Origin of the sequence: Bradyrhizobium sp. Leo170, from assembly GCF_004296405.1 — a bacterium.
Lineage (GTDB): Bacteria > Pseudomonadota > Alphaproteobacteria > Rhizobiales > Xanthobacteraceae > Bradyrhizobium.
The window spans coordinates 1-14,974 of the sequence record NZ_PSRR01000212.1 but is presented as its reverse complement, the minus strand read 5'-3'; the positions used below and the strand labels follow the sequence as shown (position 1 = coordinate 14,974).

Below are 14,974 nucleotides of genomic sequence, written 5' to 3'. Positions count from 1 at the left end.
GAAAAGTGGGTACTAGGCCGTTCGTTCCGCGAGAACAACCTCAGTTCCTGAGCCATTCGATCAGCGCGTTCGCGGTCGCCTCGGGTTGTTCCGGCTGCGGCAGGTGCCCGCAATTGGGCAGGATCACGAGCTTGGCCCCGGGAATGCCGTTCGCCATCTCAACCGACAGCGAATTCGGGATGGTATGGTCCTCGTCGCCCGTCAGCACCAGCGTCGGGCACTTGATCCAGGCCAGCGTCGGCCGCGAGTCGGGCCGGCTGATCACTGCCGTCTGCTGGCGGATGAACCCTTCGGCCCCGACATCCTCGCCCATGTCGTGGACGAGCCGGCGCAGGCTCGCATCTTCGCGCCGCGACGGGTGCACGAAGCCGGGAAAGAGTTCATCCAACACGCCGCGGAAATCGCCGCTTTTGGCGCGGGCCATCATGCCGCGGCGGCGCTCGGAGGCCTCCGGCGTGTCGGGACGGGCCTGGGTGTTGATCAAGGCCAGCTTTGCCACCCGCTCCGGCGCCTGGCGCATGATCTCGAAGGCGATGTAGCCGCCCATCGAATGCCCGGCCAGCGCGAAACGCGGCGGCGCTTCGGCCAGGATCCGGCGCGCGATCGCCCCCATATGGTCGTCGCGGATGTGGTTGGCGACCGTGACCGGCCCGAGCCGCCATAGCGCCGGCACGACAGGGGCAAAGATCCGCGGCGAAGAGACCAGGCCCGGGACGAGCAGGATAGGCATCGTGTTGTCCATGCGGGCTCCGAAACGGGCAATTTGGCAGAAAACGAGGCTATGGCGGGAACCCTAGCTTAAAACCCCGGAGCCGCCAGTCAAATAGGCGCAAAACCCGTGTGAATGGACGTCCTTTCGCTTTGACGCGGCAGGATGTGGGAACTATGTAAAGGGCTCATGACCACATCCGAAAACGCTTCAGCCTGGCCGGACCACAAACCGACCGCGCTCCTCGTGCTCGCCGATGGCACCGTGCTGGAAGGCTTTGGCCTCGGCGCGGAAGGCCAGGCCGTCGGCGAAGTCTGCTTCAACACCGCCATGACCGGCTATGAGGAGATTTTGACCGATCCCTCTTATGCCGGGCAGATCATCACCTTCACCTTCCCGCATATCGGCAACGTCGGCACCAACGACGAAGACATCGAGACGGTGAACATGGCGGCAACGCCGGGCGCGCGCGGGGTCATCCTCCGCACCGCGATATCAGATCCTTCGAATTACCGCGCCACCCGCCATCTCGATCAATGGCTGAAGGCGCGCGGCATTATCGGCCTCTCGGGCATCGACACCCGCGCGCTCACTGCGCTGATCCGCGGCAAGGGCATGCCGAACGCCGTCATCGCGCATTCGAAAGAAGGCAGGTTCGACCTGCACGGCCTCAAGGAAGAAGCGCGGGAATGGCCCGGCCTCGAAGGCATGGACCTGGTGCCGATGGTGACCTCCGGCCAGCGCTTCACCTGGGACGAGACGCCCTGGGAATGGGACAAGGGCTACGGCCGGCAGACCAACCCTGAATTCAACGTGGTCGCGGTCGACTACGGCATCAAGCGCAACATCCTGCGCCTGCTCGCTGGCGTCGGCTGCAAGGTCACGGTGGTGCCGGCGACCACTTCAGCCGAAGACATTTTGGCGATGAACCCGGACGGCGTGTTCTTGAGCAACGGTCCGGGCGATCCCGCCGCGACCGGCAAATATGCCGTGCCCGTCATCCAGAGGGTGATCGAGTCGGGCACGCCGACCTTCGGCATCTGCCTGGGCCATCAGATGCTCGGGCTCGCGGTCGGCGCCAAGACCAGGAAGATGCATCAGGGCCATCACGGCGCCAACCATCCGGTGAAGGACGAGACCACCGGCAAGGTCGAGATCACCTCGATGAACCACGGCTTTGCGGTGGACCAGGCAACGCTGCCTGCGGGCGCAACGCAGACCCATATCTCACTGTTCGACGGCTCCAATTGCGGCATCCAGCTCGACGGCAAGCCGGTATTCTCCGTACAGTATCACCCGGAAGCCTCGCCCGGCCCGCGCGACTCGCATTATCTCTTCAAGCGCTTCGCCGACCTGATGCGCGACAAGAAGCGCGCGTAGGAACGTAGGCGGCCGAAACCGGGTTGTAGGGTGGGCAAAGCCAACGGGAGGCCGCCATGTCCGTCGTCAAGGCCGATGCAACGCCGCTCACGATCGTCTTCGAGGATGACGGCCTGGTGCCGAACAACCGGCTGCCGTTCCTGGTCTACAAGGCGACCGTCGACGTCGACAGCGACGACCCGGAGAAGACCATCGAAGGATTGTTCGGCGCCAATGGCTGGGGCGCGATGTGGCGCAACGGCGTCTTCGATTACCTGCACTATCATTCGACCGTGCACGAGGTGCTCGGCGTCTCACGAGGCAGCGCGCGCGTGCAATTCGGCGGCGAGCGCGGCAAAGTACTGCAGATATCCGCCGGCGACGTCGCGATCCTGCCCGCCGGCACCGGGCACCAATTGATTTCATCAAGCAATGATTTCTACGTGGTCGGCGCCTATCCGCCGGGACCGCCGATGGAGATCACGCGGCCGACGCCCGAAAATCACGCCAAGGCGCTGAAGATGATCCCGCGTGTGACGGTACCCAGGACCGATCCGGTGATGGGCGAAGATGGCCCGCTGGTCAGATTGTGGAAGCGGTCCTGACCCGGCAGACGCCCACACCACTGAGCAGGCGTCACGCCACATTCCCTTCAACGTGATCCGTGCGGCATCCCGGGCCCTTGGGTTCACCGGTTCACCATGCTTGGATATGATGGATAGTTGAGTCCATGCGATTGATTGGCTGGAGGAATGGCTCATGTCCGACATCCCGCACACCGTCGACCTCTCCGTGAAGCCCGAGGTCACCGCGTTCTTCGATCCGGCGACCAACACCGTCAGCTACGTGGTCAAGGACCCCGGCTCGAAGGCCTGCGCCGTGATCGATTCCGTGATGGACATCGATTACGCGGCCGGCCGCATCGCCTACCAATCCGCCGACAAGATCATCGATTTCATCACGCAAAACGGCCTCAAGCTGGAATGGCTGATCGAGACCCATGTTCATGCCGACCATTTGTCGGGCGCGCCCTATATCCAGGGCAGGCTCGGCGGCAAGATCGGCATCGGCGAGAAGATCACGGTCGTGCAGGAGACGTTCGGCAAGATCTTCAACGAAGGCACCGAATTCCAGCGCGACGGCAGCCAGTTCGACCGCCTGTTCAAGGACGGCGACACCTATCAGGTCGGAGCCATGAAGGCCTTCGCGCTCTATACGCCCGGCCATACGCCTGCCTGCATGACGCATGTGATCGGTGACGCGGCCTTCGTCGGCGACACCTTGTTCATGCCGGACGGCGGCTCGGCGCGCGCGGACTTCCCGGGCGGCAATGCCCGCGATCTCTACCGTTCGATCCAACGGATTCTGTCGCTGCCGAGCGAGACCCGCCTGTTCATGTGCCACGATTACGGCCCGAACGGCCGCGAGATCCGCTGGGAGACGACGGTCGCAGAGCAGCACGCCCACAACATCCACGTCCATGACGGGATCACCGAAGACGAGTTCGTGGCCACGCGCGAAGCGCGTGACCGGACGCTGCAGATGCCCAAGCTGATCATCCCGTCGCTGCAGATCAACATGAAGGCTGGCAAGCTTCCGGCGCCGGAAGCCGACGGCAAGCGATACCTGAAGGTGCCGCTCAACTTGTTATAACAAAACGGCAGCGGAGCCAGCCCCGCTGCCGTTCGCAATATTTGTCGTCCCTCGAGACCGTGCCTTACGCCGCGTTGCTGCCTTCCTGGCGGCTGGCCTCGAACAGGAACCAGGTGCGGCGCTCGGTCTCGTCGATGAAGGTCTCGAGGATGCTGGCGGTGGCGGCGTCGCCATGCTCGTCGGCGAGGTTGCGCGCCTTCCGCATCGCAGCCGCGATATGCTTGTTGTCTTCCATCAATTCGCGCAGCATCTCGCGCGGCGGCACGTAATCCTCGTTGTTGTCCTTGATGGTCTGCAATTTGCTGACCTGGCTGATCGACTTCAACGTGCTGCCGCCGATCTTGCGCACCCGCTCGGCGAGCTGATCGGTGGTGGCGAAGATCGCGTCCGACTGCTCGTCCAGCATCAGATGATAATCGTGGAAATGCCGGCCACTGACGTGCCAGTGGAAATTCTTGGTCTTCAGGTAGAGCGCGAAGGCATCCGCCAGCAGCGTATTGAGCGCCGCTGAAACCTTCTGGACGGCCTCGTTGGGCAGATCGGTCGGCGTATCGAGGTCGGGGGAAATTTTGTCGGATTTTGGATCAGGCTTGGCTTTGCTCACGTTGAACCTTCCTGTTAGGACACCGGACACCGGCGGCCCGAACTCCTGGTCGCCGGCCCCTCTAACGCATCATACAGATGCCGGTTCCTATGCCGGAACCCCAAGTTTTTGCCGGGCCCCCGCCGATGGACGAATGGATCGATTATTACGATTCCACGCATACGATTTATGTCAGCAAGCTGCATCGCGACCTGCATTTCCAGATCATTGCGCGGGATATCATTGCCTATATTTCCTCGCCCGACGCCGTCGTGCTCGACTATGCCTGCGGCGAAGCGCTGTCCGCAGGCCAGGTCGCGGATGCCTGCGCCACGCTCTATCTTGCGGAGCCCGCGCCCGGCGTACGCGGGCGGCTGATCGCGCGCTTTGCGCCCAACACCAAGATCCGGGTGCGCTCGCTGGAGGAGGTGCGGCAGATGGCCGAAGGCTCGGTCGATCTCGTCGTCATGAATTCGGTCGCGCAATATATGACGCCGGAAGAGCTGGATGCCGCATTCGCCGTCATTCGCCGCTTGCTCAAACCCTCCGGGCGCTTCGTGCTCGGCGATGTCCTGCGACCCGAAGTCGGCATGGGCAGGGACGTTCTCGCGCTCCTGGATTTCAGCGCCCGGCACGGCTTCCTCAGGGATGCCCTGCTCGGGCTGATCAGCACGGCGCTGTCGGACTATCGGCAATTGCGCACACGGATCGGCCTGGAGCGCTACGGCGAGGAGGAAATGCTGAAGAAGCTCGCGGCCGCCGGCTTCAAAGCCTCCCGCGCCCCCCGCAATATCGGCCACAATCCATGGCGGATGACGTTCGTCGCGCATGACGCCTACCCATGATCGTGCACGCAACCGTTAGGGTTAATCCGGGGTAAGCATGGCTAGCGCCTGCGAAATGGGCAATGATCGCCTCGGCCCGGTGGCGGAACGCGTCGACGCGGGAGCAGTGCATTGCTCTTTATCCTGGTTCAAATCCAGGCCGGGCCTCCAATCTTCTCGAAACATCCCGTAGCCCGCCTTGAGCGCCAGCCTAACCCGGGGCCGTTCGGGAACGCTGACGCAGGTGTCCCGGGTTGCGCGTTCCGCTCCACCCGGGCTACAGGCTGGCGACCCACGGCAAAATTGCCGGTTGACGGGGACTTTTTCGGGGTTTCACACGCCAAAAATCTGGTCTAAAGACCACCCGCGCGCGAGGGCACCCCTCACGCTGTGGCCATAGGGACGCGCGGTAGCGCGCCCTTTTTTTGTGCCGAAATTCCTGTTCCCGCGAGAGCTGATGCCCAAACGAACCGACATCTCCACCATCCTGATCATCGGCGCCGGTCCCATCGTGATCGGCCAGGCCTGCGAATTCGATTATTCCGGCACCCAGGCGGTGAAGACACTGAAGGAAGAGGGCTACCGCATCGTCCTGGTCAATTCCAATCCGGCGACGATCATGACCGATCCGGAGCTCGCGGACGCCACCTATATCGAGCCGATCACGCCCGAAATCGTTGCCAAGATCATCGAAAAGGAGCGCCATGTCGTTCCCGGCGGCTTTGCGCTGTTGCCGACCATGGGCGGCCAGACCGCACTGAACTGCGCGCTGTCATTGCGCAAACAGGGCACGCTGGAGAAATTCGACGTCGAGATGATCGGCGCCACGGCCGACGCCATCGACAAGGCCGAGGACCGCGGCCGCTTCCGCGAGGCGATGACCAAGATCGGGCTGGAGACGCCGCGGTCGACGCAGACCAAGACCCTGCCGGACGCGCTGCGCGCGCTCGACCATATCGGCCTGCCCGCCATCATCCGCCCGTCCTTCACCATGGGCGGCACCGGCGGCGGCATCGCCTACACCAAGGCGGAATTCATCGAGATCGTCGAGCGCGGCATCGACGCCTCCCCCACCGACGAAGTCCTGATCGAGGAAAGCGTCCTCGGCTGGAAGGAATTCGAGATGGAGGTGGTGCGCGACAGACACGACAACTGCATCATCATCTGCTCGATCGAGAACCTCGATCCGATGGGCGTGCACACCGGCGATTCCATCACGGTCGCGCCGGCGCTGACGCTGACGGACAAGGAATACCAGATCATGCGCGACGCCTCGCTCGCGGTGCTGCGCGAGATTGGGGTGGAGACCGGCGGCTCCAACGTGCAGTTCGGCATCAACCCCGCCGACGGCCGCATGGTCGTGATCGAGATGAACCCGCGCGTGTCGCGCTCTTCCGCGCTCGCCTCGAAGGCGACCGGCTTTCCGATCGCCAAGGTCGCTGCAAAACTCGCGGTCGGCTACACGCTGGACGAGATCGCCAACGACATCACCGGAGGCGCAACGCCGGCTTCGTTCGAGCCGACGATCGACTATGTCGTGACCAAGATCCCGCGCTTCGCGTTCGAGAAATTTCCGGGCGCCTCCCACACGCTGACCACCTCGATGAAATCGGTCGGCGAGGTCATGGCGATCGGCCGCACCTTCCAGGAGAGCCTGCAGAAGGCGCTGCGCGGACTGGAGACCGGACTGACCGGCCTCGATGAGATCGAGATCGAAGGTCTCGGACAGCACGACGACAAGAACGCGATCCGCGCCGCGCTCGGCACGCCGACGCCGAACCGCCTGCTGCAGGTGGCACAGGCGATGCGGCTGGGCTGGTCGGACGAAGAGATCTTCAATTCCTGCAAGATCGATCCCTGGTTCCTCACCGAGCTGCGCGGCATCGTCGAGATGGAAGCCAAGGTCCGCGCCCGCGGCCTACCGCCGAATGGCTACGGCATGCGCATGCTGAAGGCGATGGGCTTTTCGGATGCGCGGCTCGCCGTGCTGGCCGAGACCACGGAAGCCGAGATCACCGCCAAGCGCCACGCGCTCGGCGTCCGCCCGGTGTTCAAGCGCATCGACACCTGCGCCGCCGAATTCGCCTCGCCCACGGCCTATATGTACTCGACCTATGAGGCGCCGTTCGCAGGTCTTGCGGCCGATGAGAGCGCGCCGTCGGACAAGAAGAAGGTCGTCATCCTCGGCGGCGGGCCGAACCGCATCGGCCAGGGCATCGAGTTCGACTATTGCTGCTGTCATGCCTGCTTCGCGCTCGACGATGCCGGTTACGAGACCATCATGGTCAACTGCAATCCGGAGACGGTGTCGACCGACTACGACACCGCCGACCGGCTCTATTTCGAGCCGCTCACGGCCGAGGACGTGCTCGAGATCATCGCGACCGAGCGCAAGAACGGCACGCTGCACGGCGTGATCGTGCAGTTCGGCGGCCAGACCCCGCTGAAGCTCGCGCGTGCGCTCGAGGCCGCGGAGGTGCCGATCCTCGGCACTTCGCCCGATGCGATCGATCTCGCCGAGGATCGCGACCGCTTCAAGCGCGTGCTCGACAAGCTCCGCCTGAAGCAGCCGAAGAATGGTATCGCCTATTCGGTCGAGCAGGCGCGCCTGGTGTCCGCCGACCTCGGCATGCCGCTCGTGGTGCGCCCGTCCTACGTGCTCGGCGGCCGCGCGATGCAGATCATCCGCGACGAGAACCAGCTCGCCGACTACCTGCTCGGAACGCTGCCCGAGCTGGTGCCGGGCGACGTCAAGGCGCGCTACCCGAACGACAAGACCGGGCAGATCAACACCGTGCTCGGCAAGAACCCGCTGCTGTTCGACCGCTATCTCTCCGATGCGACCGAGGTCGATGTCGACTGCCTCTGCGACGGCAAGGAAGTCTTCATCGTCGGCATCATGGAGCATATCGAGGAGGCCGGCATCCACTCCGGCGATTCCGCCTGTTCGCTGCCCCCGCATTCGCTCGATGCCAAGACGATCGAGGAGCTCGAGCGGCAGACCCGCGAGCTTGCGCTCGGCCTCGACGTGGTCGGGCTGATGAACGTGCAATATGCGATCAAGAACGGCGATATCTACGTGCTCGAGGTCAATCCGCGCGCCTCGCGCACGGTGCCCTTCGTTGCCAAGGTGATCGGCACGCCGGTCGCGAAGATCGCGGCGCGCATCATGGCCGGCGAGAAGCTCGCCGACTTCAATCTGAAGAAGAAGAAGCTCGAGCATGTCGGCGTGAAGGAATCGGTATTTCCCTTCGCACGCTTCCCCGGCGTCGACACCGTGCTCGGGCCGGAGATGCGCTCGACCGGCGAGGTCATGGGCATCGACCGCTCCTTCGAAGTCGCCTTTGCCAAGAGCCAGCTTGGCGGCGGCACGCGCGTACCGCGCAAGGGCACCGTGTTCGTCTCGGTGCGCGAGACCGACAAGGACCGCATCACCGACGCGGTCAGGCTGCTGCATGGGCTCGGCTTCAAGGTGATGGCAACGTCGGGCACCCAGCGCTTCCTCACCGACAGGGGCGTGCCGGCAGAGAAGGTGAACAAGGTGCTGGAGGGGCGGCCGCACATTGTCGACGCCATCACCAATGGCGACGTCCAGTTGGTGTTCAATACCACCGAGGGTCCACAGGCGCTCGCCGACAGCCGTTCTCTGCGGCGCGCTGCCCTCTTGCATAAAGTGCCGTATTACACCACTCTTTCAGGCGCTGTGGCGGCCGCCCAGGGCATCCGCGCCTACCGGGACGGGGACCTTGAGGTCCGGACGCTGCAGAGTTACTTTTCCGAGAACTGACCGTCAGCCTCGGCCCAATATTCGCTCCCAGGGCCCGCTAAACGGTTGGTAATGAAGCCGATACGGCTGGAACTCACCGCCCGTTTGGATGTTGTCTCGGCCCCTCAGGGGCCGCGAATCACTAAGCGGGCGGGCTGGCGTTTTGAGCCGTGATGGCCCGAGTCCAGCGCAATCGAAGCAACGCCTATCCGCGCGCCGCTGCGGTTCGCCCCGATTTGAAGGATGAGAGATGATGGTGGAAAAGGTTCCGATGACCGCGACCGGATATGCGGCTCTCACGGACGAATTGAAGCACCGCCAGTCGGTGGATCGTCCGCGAATCATCGAGCACATCGCCGAGGCGCGATCACATGGGGACCTCTCGGAAAACGCGGAATATCACGCCGCGAAGGAAGAGCAGTCCCATAACGAAGGCCGTATCGCGGAGCTTGAGGACAAGCTCGCGCGCGCCGACGTCATCGACATCACCAAGCTCTCGGGCGACACCATCAAATTCGGCGCCACCGTTACGCTGATCGATGAGGATACCGAAAAGAAAGCGGTGTGGCAGATCGTCGGCGAGGTCGAGGCCGACGCCAAGAAAGGCCGCATCTCCATCACCTCGCCGCTTGCGCGCGCGCTGATCGGCAAGACCAAGGGTACGACCGTGGAAGTGATGGCGCCCGGCGGCGCCAAGGCCTACGAGATCACCAAGGTCGAGTGGCGCTAGATCTATTCCATTTCAAATGTGCAAGAGAGCCGCGTTTATCGACGCGGCTTTTTTGTTGCCGTAGCCCGGGTGGAGCCAACGGGTCGCGCGCGCCCCGTTGGCTCCGCCCGGGCTACGGGCTACAGACTACGGTTCACATCCCGTTAACAGGATTGTGAGTGGAACCGCTGTCGCATTTCCCTCGTCTGCGACACGTACACTTGATTATGCTTCATAACTATCGCGAGGGGACATTCCGGCAACGGCGCCAGTTTTTTGGTTCGACACAAGGAACTGCGCGCGCAGTTCTGCGTATCGAGCTGACCGGCTGTGGGCAGCGGCACTCCATCGCGAGACGACCATCGGCCGCGGACAATGCCCGCGGTCATCCACCAGAGGGGGTAGAACATGGACCAGATTTTCTCGAAATGGCAGCCGCTCGCGCTCAGCCTGTTTCGCTTCGTCACCGGGCTATTGCTGTTTCAGTACGGCGTCGCCAAGATCTTCAAATATCCGGCGATCCCCTATTTCGCCGACATCCCGCCGCTGATCATGGTCGCCGGCCTCCTCGAGCTCGTGCTCGGCGCGCTACTGATGATCGGCCTGTTCACGCGGGTGTCCGCGTTCATCCTGTCGGGCGAGATGGCCTTCGCCTACTTCCTCGGGCACATGTTCAAGAACCCGGCCGCGCCGGTGTTTCTCCCGCTGCTCAACAATGGCACCGCAGCGATCCTGTTCTGCTTCGCCTGCCTCTATCTCGCAACCTCCGGCGGCGGCCCCATCAGCATCGACGCCGCAAGGAAGAAGTAGCCTCATTTTCGTAGCCCGGGTGGAGCGCCAGCGTAACCCGGGGGCCGCTCGTAAACACTGACGCAGGTGTCCCGGGTTGCGCGTTCCGCTCCACCCGGGCTACCGATCGCCATCGCCGCCTCACCCCGCCGCTTTCACATCCAGCGGCACGGCGGCCTCATATTTCGAATTATGCAGCACCAGCGATGTCCTGACATTGCGCACGTGAGGCGCAGCGGTGAGGTGGGTGACGAAGTTCTGGAACGTCGCCATGTCAGGGGCGACGCATTTCAGGATGAAATCCACCTCGCCCGACAGCATCCAGCATTCCCGCACCAAGGGTTCCTTGCGCACGAAATCCTCGAACGCGCGCAGATCCGCATCCGCCTGGCTCGACAGGTGCACCGCGGCAAACACCGTCACATCGAAGCCGAGCCGCTGGGGATCGAGCAATCCGCGATAGCCCAGGATATAGCCCGCTTCCTCCAGCGCCCTGACGCGGCGCAGGCAAGGCGGCGGCGAAATGCCGACGCGCTTGGCCAATTCCACATTTGTGATTCGGCCATCGGCCTGGATTTCGGCAAGAATTTTGAGATCAATCTCGTCAAGGTTCTTAGACACGCGGGTCTGGTTCCCAAGAGCTTGGAGGATTTGGTGGTTCTGACGGCAACTCTCATAGCCCAGTCGGCTCGACAGCCGCAATTTTATTGCGCGTGCAGTGCAGGATTTGATGCGGTTCCGGGGAAAAATCGCTGATATGGATTGCAATTCTTGCATAGCTACCCAGATATAATAGAGTTGGGTTTGACTCTGGCGGCGCCGCCGCGATGCCTTTCCAGGCGCTTTCCGCACAAGTCCTGACAAAATCGCCCTGAGAAGGGATTCGCCTATGCCTGCTCCTATCCATGCCAAGGTCGTCATCATCGGGTCCGGTCCGGCCGGCTACACCGCGGCGATCTACGCGGCGCGGGCGATGCTGGAGCCGGTGCTGATCCAGGGCATCCAGCCGGGCGGGCAGCTCACCATCACCACCGATGTCGAGAACTATCCGGGCTTCGCCGACGTGATCCAGGGCCCATGGCTCATGGAACAGATGGAGAAGCAGGCCGCGCATGTCGGCACCAAGATCGTCACCGATCTCGTCAACAAGCTTGACCTATCGCAGCGGCCGTTCCGCCTGACCTGCGACTCTGGCGATGTCTATCTCGCCGAGACCGTCGTGCTGGCCACCGGCGCGCAGGCCCGCTGGCTCGGGCTGCCGTCGGAAGAGACGTACAAGGGCTTCGGCGTTTCGGCCTGTGCAACCTGCGATGGCTTCTTCTATCGCGGCAAGAAGGTCGTCGTGGTCGGCGGCGGCAACACCGCGGTCGAGGAAGCGCTGTTCCTCACCAACTTCGCCTCGCAGGTCACCATCGTGCATCGCCGCGATCATTTCCGCGCCGAGCGCATCCTGCAGGATCGCCTGTTCAAGCATCCGAAGATCAAGGTGGTCTGGGACAGCGCCATTGACGAGATCCGCGGCGCCGAGAACCCGACCAAGGTCACCCATGTACGCTTGAAGAACGTCAAGACCGGCGCACTGACCGAAGTGCCGGCCGACGGCGTCTTCATCGCCATCGGTCATGCGCCTGCGACAGATCTCGTCAAAGGCCAGATCAAACTCAAACCCTCCGGCTATGTCGAGGTGGCGCCCAATTCGACTGCGACCTCCGTGCCCGGGCTGTTTGCCGCCGGCGACGTGGCGGACGAAACCTATCGCCAGGCGGTGACGGCCGCCGGCCTCGGCTGCATGGCAGCGCTCGAGGCCGAACGCTTCCTGGCTTTGCGCGCGAGCGATCGCGCGGCGGCGGAATGATCATGGCTAGAACACGCGATGGATTTACGGACATGGACTGGGACAAGCTGAAGGTGTTTCACGCAGCGGCGGAAGCGGGAAGCTTCACGCATGCCGGCGAGCAGCTTGGCCTCTCGCAGTCGGCGGTCTCCAGGCAAGTCAGCGCGCTGGAGCAGGAGCTTTCGGTCTCGCTGTTTCACCGCCACGCTCGCGGCCTGATCCTCACCGAGCAGGGCGATCTGCTGTTCCGCACCGCCCATGACGTCTTCATGCAGTTGCAGGCGGCACGGGCAAAGCTCACCGACAGCCGGGAGCGGCCGAGCGGCGACCTCAAGATCACGACGCCGCCGGCGCTCGGCATCAACTGGCTGATTCCGCGGCTCGACGAATTCACCCAGCTCTATCCGGACATCCGGATCTCGCTGATCGTCACCGACGAGGATCTCGATCTCTCGATGCGCGAAGCCGATGTCGCGATCCGCACCCGCAAGCCGACGCAGCCGGACCTGATCCAGCGCAAGCTGTTCTCGATCGGCTTCCACGCCTATTGCTCGCCGGAATACATCAAGCGCTTCGGCACGCCGCGCACGCTCGACGACCTCGACTCGCACCGCATCATCATGCTCGGCGATTCCCAGGTCCCGACGCATCTGCAGAACCGCGCCTGGCTGATCGATGCCGGCCGCAATGGCTCGGGTCCGCGCGAGCCCTACTTCAAGGTCAATAACATCCTGGGGTTGGTGCGCGCCTGTCAGCAGGGCCTCGGCATCGCTGCGCTGCCGGATTACCTGGTCGAGGAAGACAGCCGCCTGGTGCAGTTGTTCGGCGAGTCCGACTCGATCCAGCTCGACACCTACTTCGTCTATCCTGAAGAGCTGAAGACGGTGGCGCGCGTGCAGGTCTTCCGCGACTTCGTGGTCAGCAAGGCGCAGCGCTGGCCCTCGTAATCGGCTGTTTTCATAGAGGCCCCGGACTCCGCATGTCTGACATGCGGCTCGGACGGTTGCTGCATGGCACTGATGGGGATCATACTGCTCATGCGCTGAGCGGTCGCGCTACGCTTATGTCCCCCTCCTCCAGTGGTGCGGAAGCTCAGTAATCCCTCTTGGAAGGTGATTGTGTCGGCCTCACGTGGCCAATACCTTAAGCCGGGCTCGATCGAGCCCGGCTTCTTTTCGCCCTCTGCCCTCAACCGTGCATTGACAACCTCCGGCTGTCCCAGCAGTATCGCGACATGATCACGAATTCGTGCGCAGCTCTGTCGTCGAAAAAAGCTCCCCATGCGGGGAGCCGAGATCGACGCGCGCGATAGAGTTAAATCGACCGAACCGATCCCGAAGACCCCGCCGCCTGGACGGGGTTTTTATTGGTCCCGTCTCCGGCGTTTCACGCACCCCAAGGAGAAGGACCATGACTGATCTATCCGACCCATTGCAGGGCCTGTGGCTGCCCCTGATCACGCCATTTCGCGACGGCAAGCTCGACGAGCCGTCGCTGCGCCGTCTGGTACGGCACTACGCGAGCGGCCCGGTCGACGGGTTGATCCTGGGCGCCACGTCAGGCGAAGGCATGTCACTCGACATCAGCGAGTTCGAACGGCTCGTGGCGCTGGTACGGGCGGAGATCAACGATATCAGGCGCTATTTGCCGATCTGTCTCGGCCTCTCCGGCGCCAGCACCGCCAAGATCAAGGATGTGCTGGACGAGACGGCGGCCTGGCCGATCGACTTCTACCTGATCGCGAGCCCCTACTACGTCAGGCCGTCGCAGCGCGGCCTGCTGCAGCATTTCACCGCGTTGGCCGACCACGCTTCGTGGCCGCTGTTGATCTACAACATCCCCTACCGGACCGCAGTCAACATCACCAACGAGACGCTGCTCGCGCTCGCAGAGCATCCGAACATCGTCGGCATGAAGGATTGCTGCGCCGACCGCGCGCAATCGATCGACTTCCTGAAGCGGCGGCCTGCCGGCTTCCGCGTGCTGACCGGCGAAGACGCGCAATATTTCGACGCGCTCAGCGACGGCGCCGACGGCGCGATCCTGTTGTCCGCGCATGTCGAGACGGACACGTTCGCCTCGGTGCGATCGCTGCTGAAGCAGGGCAAGCGCGATGCCGCATTAGCAGCCTGGCAAGGCATCTCCGAGCTGACGCGCCTGTTATTCGTCGAGCCGAGCCCCGCACCGGCCAAGCATTGGCTGTGGCGCACGGGATTGATCGACGGCCCCGAGGTGCGACTGCCGATGGTGGAGGTAAGCGCGGAGCTTGCAGCGTGCCTGGATCGCGAGATCGAACGTCGCGCACCGACTTTGCTTGCAAGCGCGTAGCCCCCTTCTCCTTCCCCCTGAAAGGGGGGAAGGTCGGGATGGGGTCAAGCCACGGGCTCAGGCGCGCGTGGAAAGAGCTGATCCCCACCCGGTTCGCGCTGACGCGCAAACCGACCTCCCCTTTTCAAGGGGAGGTGCAGGCGCGCCATCAATCCAGCTTCGCCCGTGCGAGCCTCAGTGCGTTGCCGATGACGCTGACGGAGGACAGCGCCATCGCGGCGGCGCCGATCATCGGCGACAGCAGGATGCCGAACACCGGATAGAGCACGCCGGCCGCGATCGGCACGCCGGCGGCGTTGTAGATGAACGCGAACATCAGGTTCTGGCGGATGTTGCGCATGGTCGCGACCGACAGCCGCCGCGCCCGCACCAGTCCGCGGAGATCGCCGGTGAGCAGCGTGACGCCCGCGCTCTCGATCG

At 63.5% G+C, this 14,974-nt stretch carries 13 protein-coding genes, 1 tRNA gene and 1 pseudogene; 11 read left to right on the top strand and 4 right to left on the bottom strand.

Going from position 1 to position 14,974, the window contains the following annotated elements:
- Positions 1–40: 40 nt before the first annotated feature.
- The gene (locus CWO89_RS28670; protein ID WP_130581949.1) at positions 41–742 is read right to left on the bottom strand and encodes an alpha/beta fold hydrolase; all 702 of its coding nucleotides are present in this window, start codon (positions 740–742) and stop codon (positions 41–43) included.
- Between the two features lie 156 nt (positions 743–898).
- Between CWO89_RS28670 and carA the strand changes: the two genes are divergently transcribed.
- From carA to CWO89_RS28655, 3 genes are all read left to right on the top strand, one after another.
- Positions 899–2,089 carry a glutamine-hydrolyzing carbamoyl-phosphate synthase small subunit gene (carA, locus tag CWO89_RS28665; protein WP_130581948.1) on the top strand — a complete coding sequence of 397 codons (1,191 nt, stop codon included), beginning with the start codon at positions 899–901 and terminating at the stop codon, positions 2,087–2,089.
- A 56-nt stretch (positions 2,090–2,145) separates the two neighbouring features.
- Positions 2,146–2,673, top strand: coding sequence for a cupin domain-containing protein (locus tag CWO89_RS28660; RefSeq protein ID WP_130581947.1), 528 nt, complete (start codon positions 2,146–2,148; stop codon positions 2,671–2,673).
- A gap of 154 nt (positions 2,674–2,827) precedes the next feature.
- Positions 2,828–3,721 carry an MBL fold metallo-hydrolase gene (locus CWO89_RS28655; protein ID WP_130581946.1) on the top strand — a complete coding sequence of 298 codons (894 nt, stop codon included), beginning with the start codon at positions 2,828–2,830 and terminating at the stop codon, positions 3,719–3,721.
- A 64-nt stretch (positions 3,722–3,785) separates the two neighbouring features.
- On the opposite strand, the gene CWO89_RS28650 is transcribed toward CWO89_RS28655, so the two are convergent.
- On the bottom strand, positions 3,786–4,325 hold the full coding sequence (locus CWO89_RS28650; RefSeq protein ID WP_130581945.1) for a Dps family protein: 540 nt from the start codon (positions 4,323–4,325) through the stop codon (positions 3,786–3,788).
- A 125-nt stretch (positions 4,326–4,450) separates the two neighbouring features.
- On the opposite strand from CWO89_RS28650, the gene CWO89_RS28645 reads away from it, so the two are divergent.
- The 5 genes from CWO89_RS28645 (at position 4,451) to CWO89_RS28630 (ending at position 10,413) form a co-directional block, all read left to right on the top strand.
- Positions 4,451–5,149 (top strand): class I SAM-dependent methyltransferase, encoded by a 699-nt coding sequence (locus CWO89_RS28645; protein ID WP_130581944.1) that lies wholly within the window; start codon positions 4,451–4,453, stop codon positions 5,147–5,149.
- A 73-nt stretch (positions 5,150–5,222) separates the two neighbouring features.
- Positions 5,223–5,299: transfer RNA gene (locus CWO89_RS46205), tRNA-Ala, on the top strand.
- A gap of 286 nt (positions 5,300–5,585) precedes the next feature.
- Positions 5,586–8,915 (top strand): carbamoyl-phosphate synthase large subunit, encoded by a 3,330-nt coding sequence (gene carB, locus CWO89_RS28640; protein ID WP_130581943.1) that lies wholly within the window; start codon positions 5,586–5,588, stop codon positions 8,913–8,915.
- A 232-nt stretch (positions 8,916–9,147) separates the two neighbouring features.
- A complete protein-coding gene (gene greA, locus CWO89_RS28635; RefSeq protein ID WP_130581942.1) occupies positions 9,148–9,624 on the top strand; it encodes a transcription elongation factor GreA in 477 nt (158 codons plus the stop codon).
- Positions 9,625–10,011: 387 nt separating this feature from the next.
- Positions 10,012–10,413, top strand: a complete 402-nt coding sequence (locus CWO89_RS28630; protein ID WP_130581941.1) for a DoxX family protein — start codon at positions 10,012–10,014, stop codon at positions 10,411–10,413.
- 120 nt (positions 10,414–10,533) lie between these two features.
- Here the strand turns inward: CWO89_RS28630 and CWO89_RS28625 are convergent, their stop codons facing one another.
- On the bottom strand, positions 10,534–11,013 hold the full coding sequence (locus CWO89_RS28625) for an Lrp/AsnC family transcriptional regulator (protein WP_130581940.1): 480 nt from the start codon (positions 11,011–11,013) through the stop codon (positions 10,534–10,536).
- Between the two features lie 268 nt (positions 11,014–11,281).
- On the opposite strand from CWO89_RS28625, the gene trxB reads away from it, so the two are divergent.
- The 3 genes from trxB (at position 11,282) to CWO89_RS28610 (ending at position 14,554) form a co-directional block, all read left to right on the top strand.
- Positions 11,282–12,247 (top strand): thioredoxin-disulfide reductase, encoded by a 966-nt coding sequence (gene trxB / locus CWO89_RS28620; RefSeq protein ID WP_130581939.1) that lies wholly within the window; start codon positions 11,282–11,284, stop codon positions 12,245–12,247.
- Positions 12,248–12,249: 2 nt separating this feature from the next.
- Positions 12,250–13,173, top strand: a complete 924-nt coding sequence (locus tag CWO89_RS28615; RefSeq protein ID WP_028165397.1) for a LysR family transcriptional regulator — start codon at positions 12,250–12,252, stop codon at positions 13,171–13,173.
- A gap of 463 nt (positions 13,174–13,636) precedes the next feature.
- Positions 13,637–14,554 (top strand): 4-hydroxy-tetrahydrodipicolinate synthase family protein, encoded by a 918-nt coding sequence (locus CWO89_RS28610; protein ID WP_130581938.1) that lies wholly within the window; start codon positions 13,637–13,639, stop codon positions 14,552–14,554.
- Positions 14,555–14,702: 148 nt separating this feature from the next.
- On the opposite strand, the pseudogene CWO89_RS28605 reads toward CWO89_RS28610, so the two are convergent.
- A pseudogene (locus tag CWO89_RS28605) lies at positions 14,703–14,974 on the bottom strand (haloacid dehalogenase); the annotation flags it as partial.

Excerpts from the sequence above, each read along its gene's own strand:
- CWO89_RS28670 (WP_130581949.1), bottom strand. The coding sequence starts at position 742 with ATGGACAACACGATGCCTATCCTGCTCGTCCCGGGCCTGGTCTCTTCG.
- carA (WP_130581948.1), top strand. The coding sequence starts at position 899 with ATGACCACATCCGAAAACGCTTCAGCCTGGCCGGACCACAAACCGACC.
- CWO89_RS28660 (WP_130581947.1), top strand. The coding sequence starts at position 2,146 with ATGTCCGTCGTCAAGGCCGATGCAACGCCGCTCACGATCGTCTTCGAG.
- CWO89_RS28655 (WP_130581946.1), top strand. The coding sequence starts at position 2,828 with ATGTCCGACATCCCGCACACCGTCGACCTCTCCGTGAAGCCCGAGGTC.
- CWO89_RS28645 (WP_130581944.1), top strand. The coding sequence starts at position 4,451 with ATGGACGAATGGATCGATTATTACGATTCCACGCATACGATTTATGTC.
- carB (WP_130581943.1), top strand. The coding sequence starts at position 5,586 with ATGCCCAAACGAACCGACATCTCCACCATCCTGATCATCGGCGCCGGT.
- greA (WP_130581942.1), top strand. The coding sequence starts at position 9,148 with ATGGTGGAAAAGGTTCCGATGACCGCGACCGGATATGCGGCTCTCACG.
- CWO89_RS28630 (WP_130581941.1), top strand. The coding sequence starts at position 10,012 with ATGGACCAGATTTTCTCGAAATGGCAGCCGCTCGCGCTCAGCCTGTTT.
- trxB (WP_130581939.1), top strand. The coding sequence starts at position 11,282 with ATGCCTGCTCCTATCCATGCCAAGGTCGTCATCATCGGGTCCGGTCCG.
- CWO89_RS28615 (WP_028165397.1), top strand. The coding sequence starts at position 12,250 with ATGGCTAGAACACGCGATGGATTTACGGACATGGACTGGGACAAGCTG.
- CWO89_RS28610 (WP_130581938.1), top strand. The coding sequence starts at position 13,637 with ATGACTGATCTATCCGACCCATTGCAGGGCCTGTGGCTGCCCCTGATC.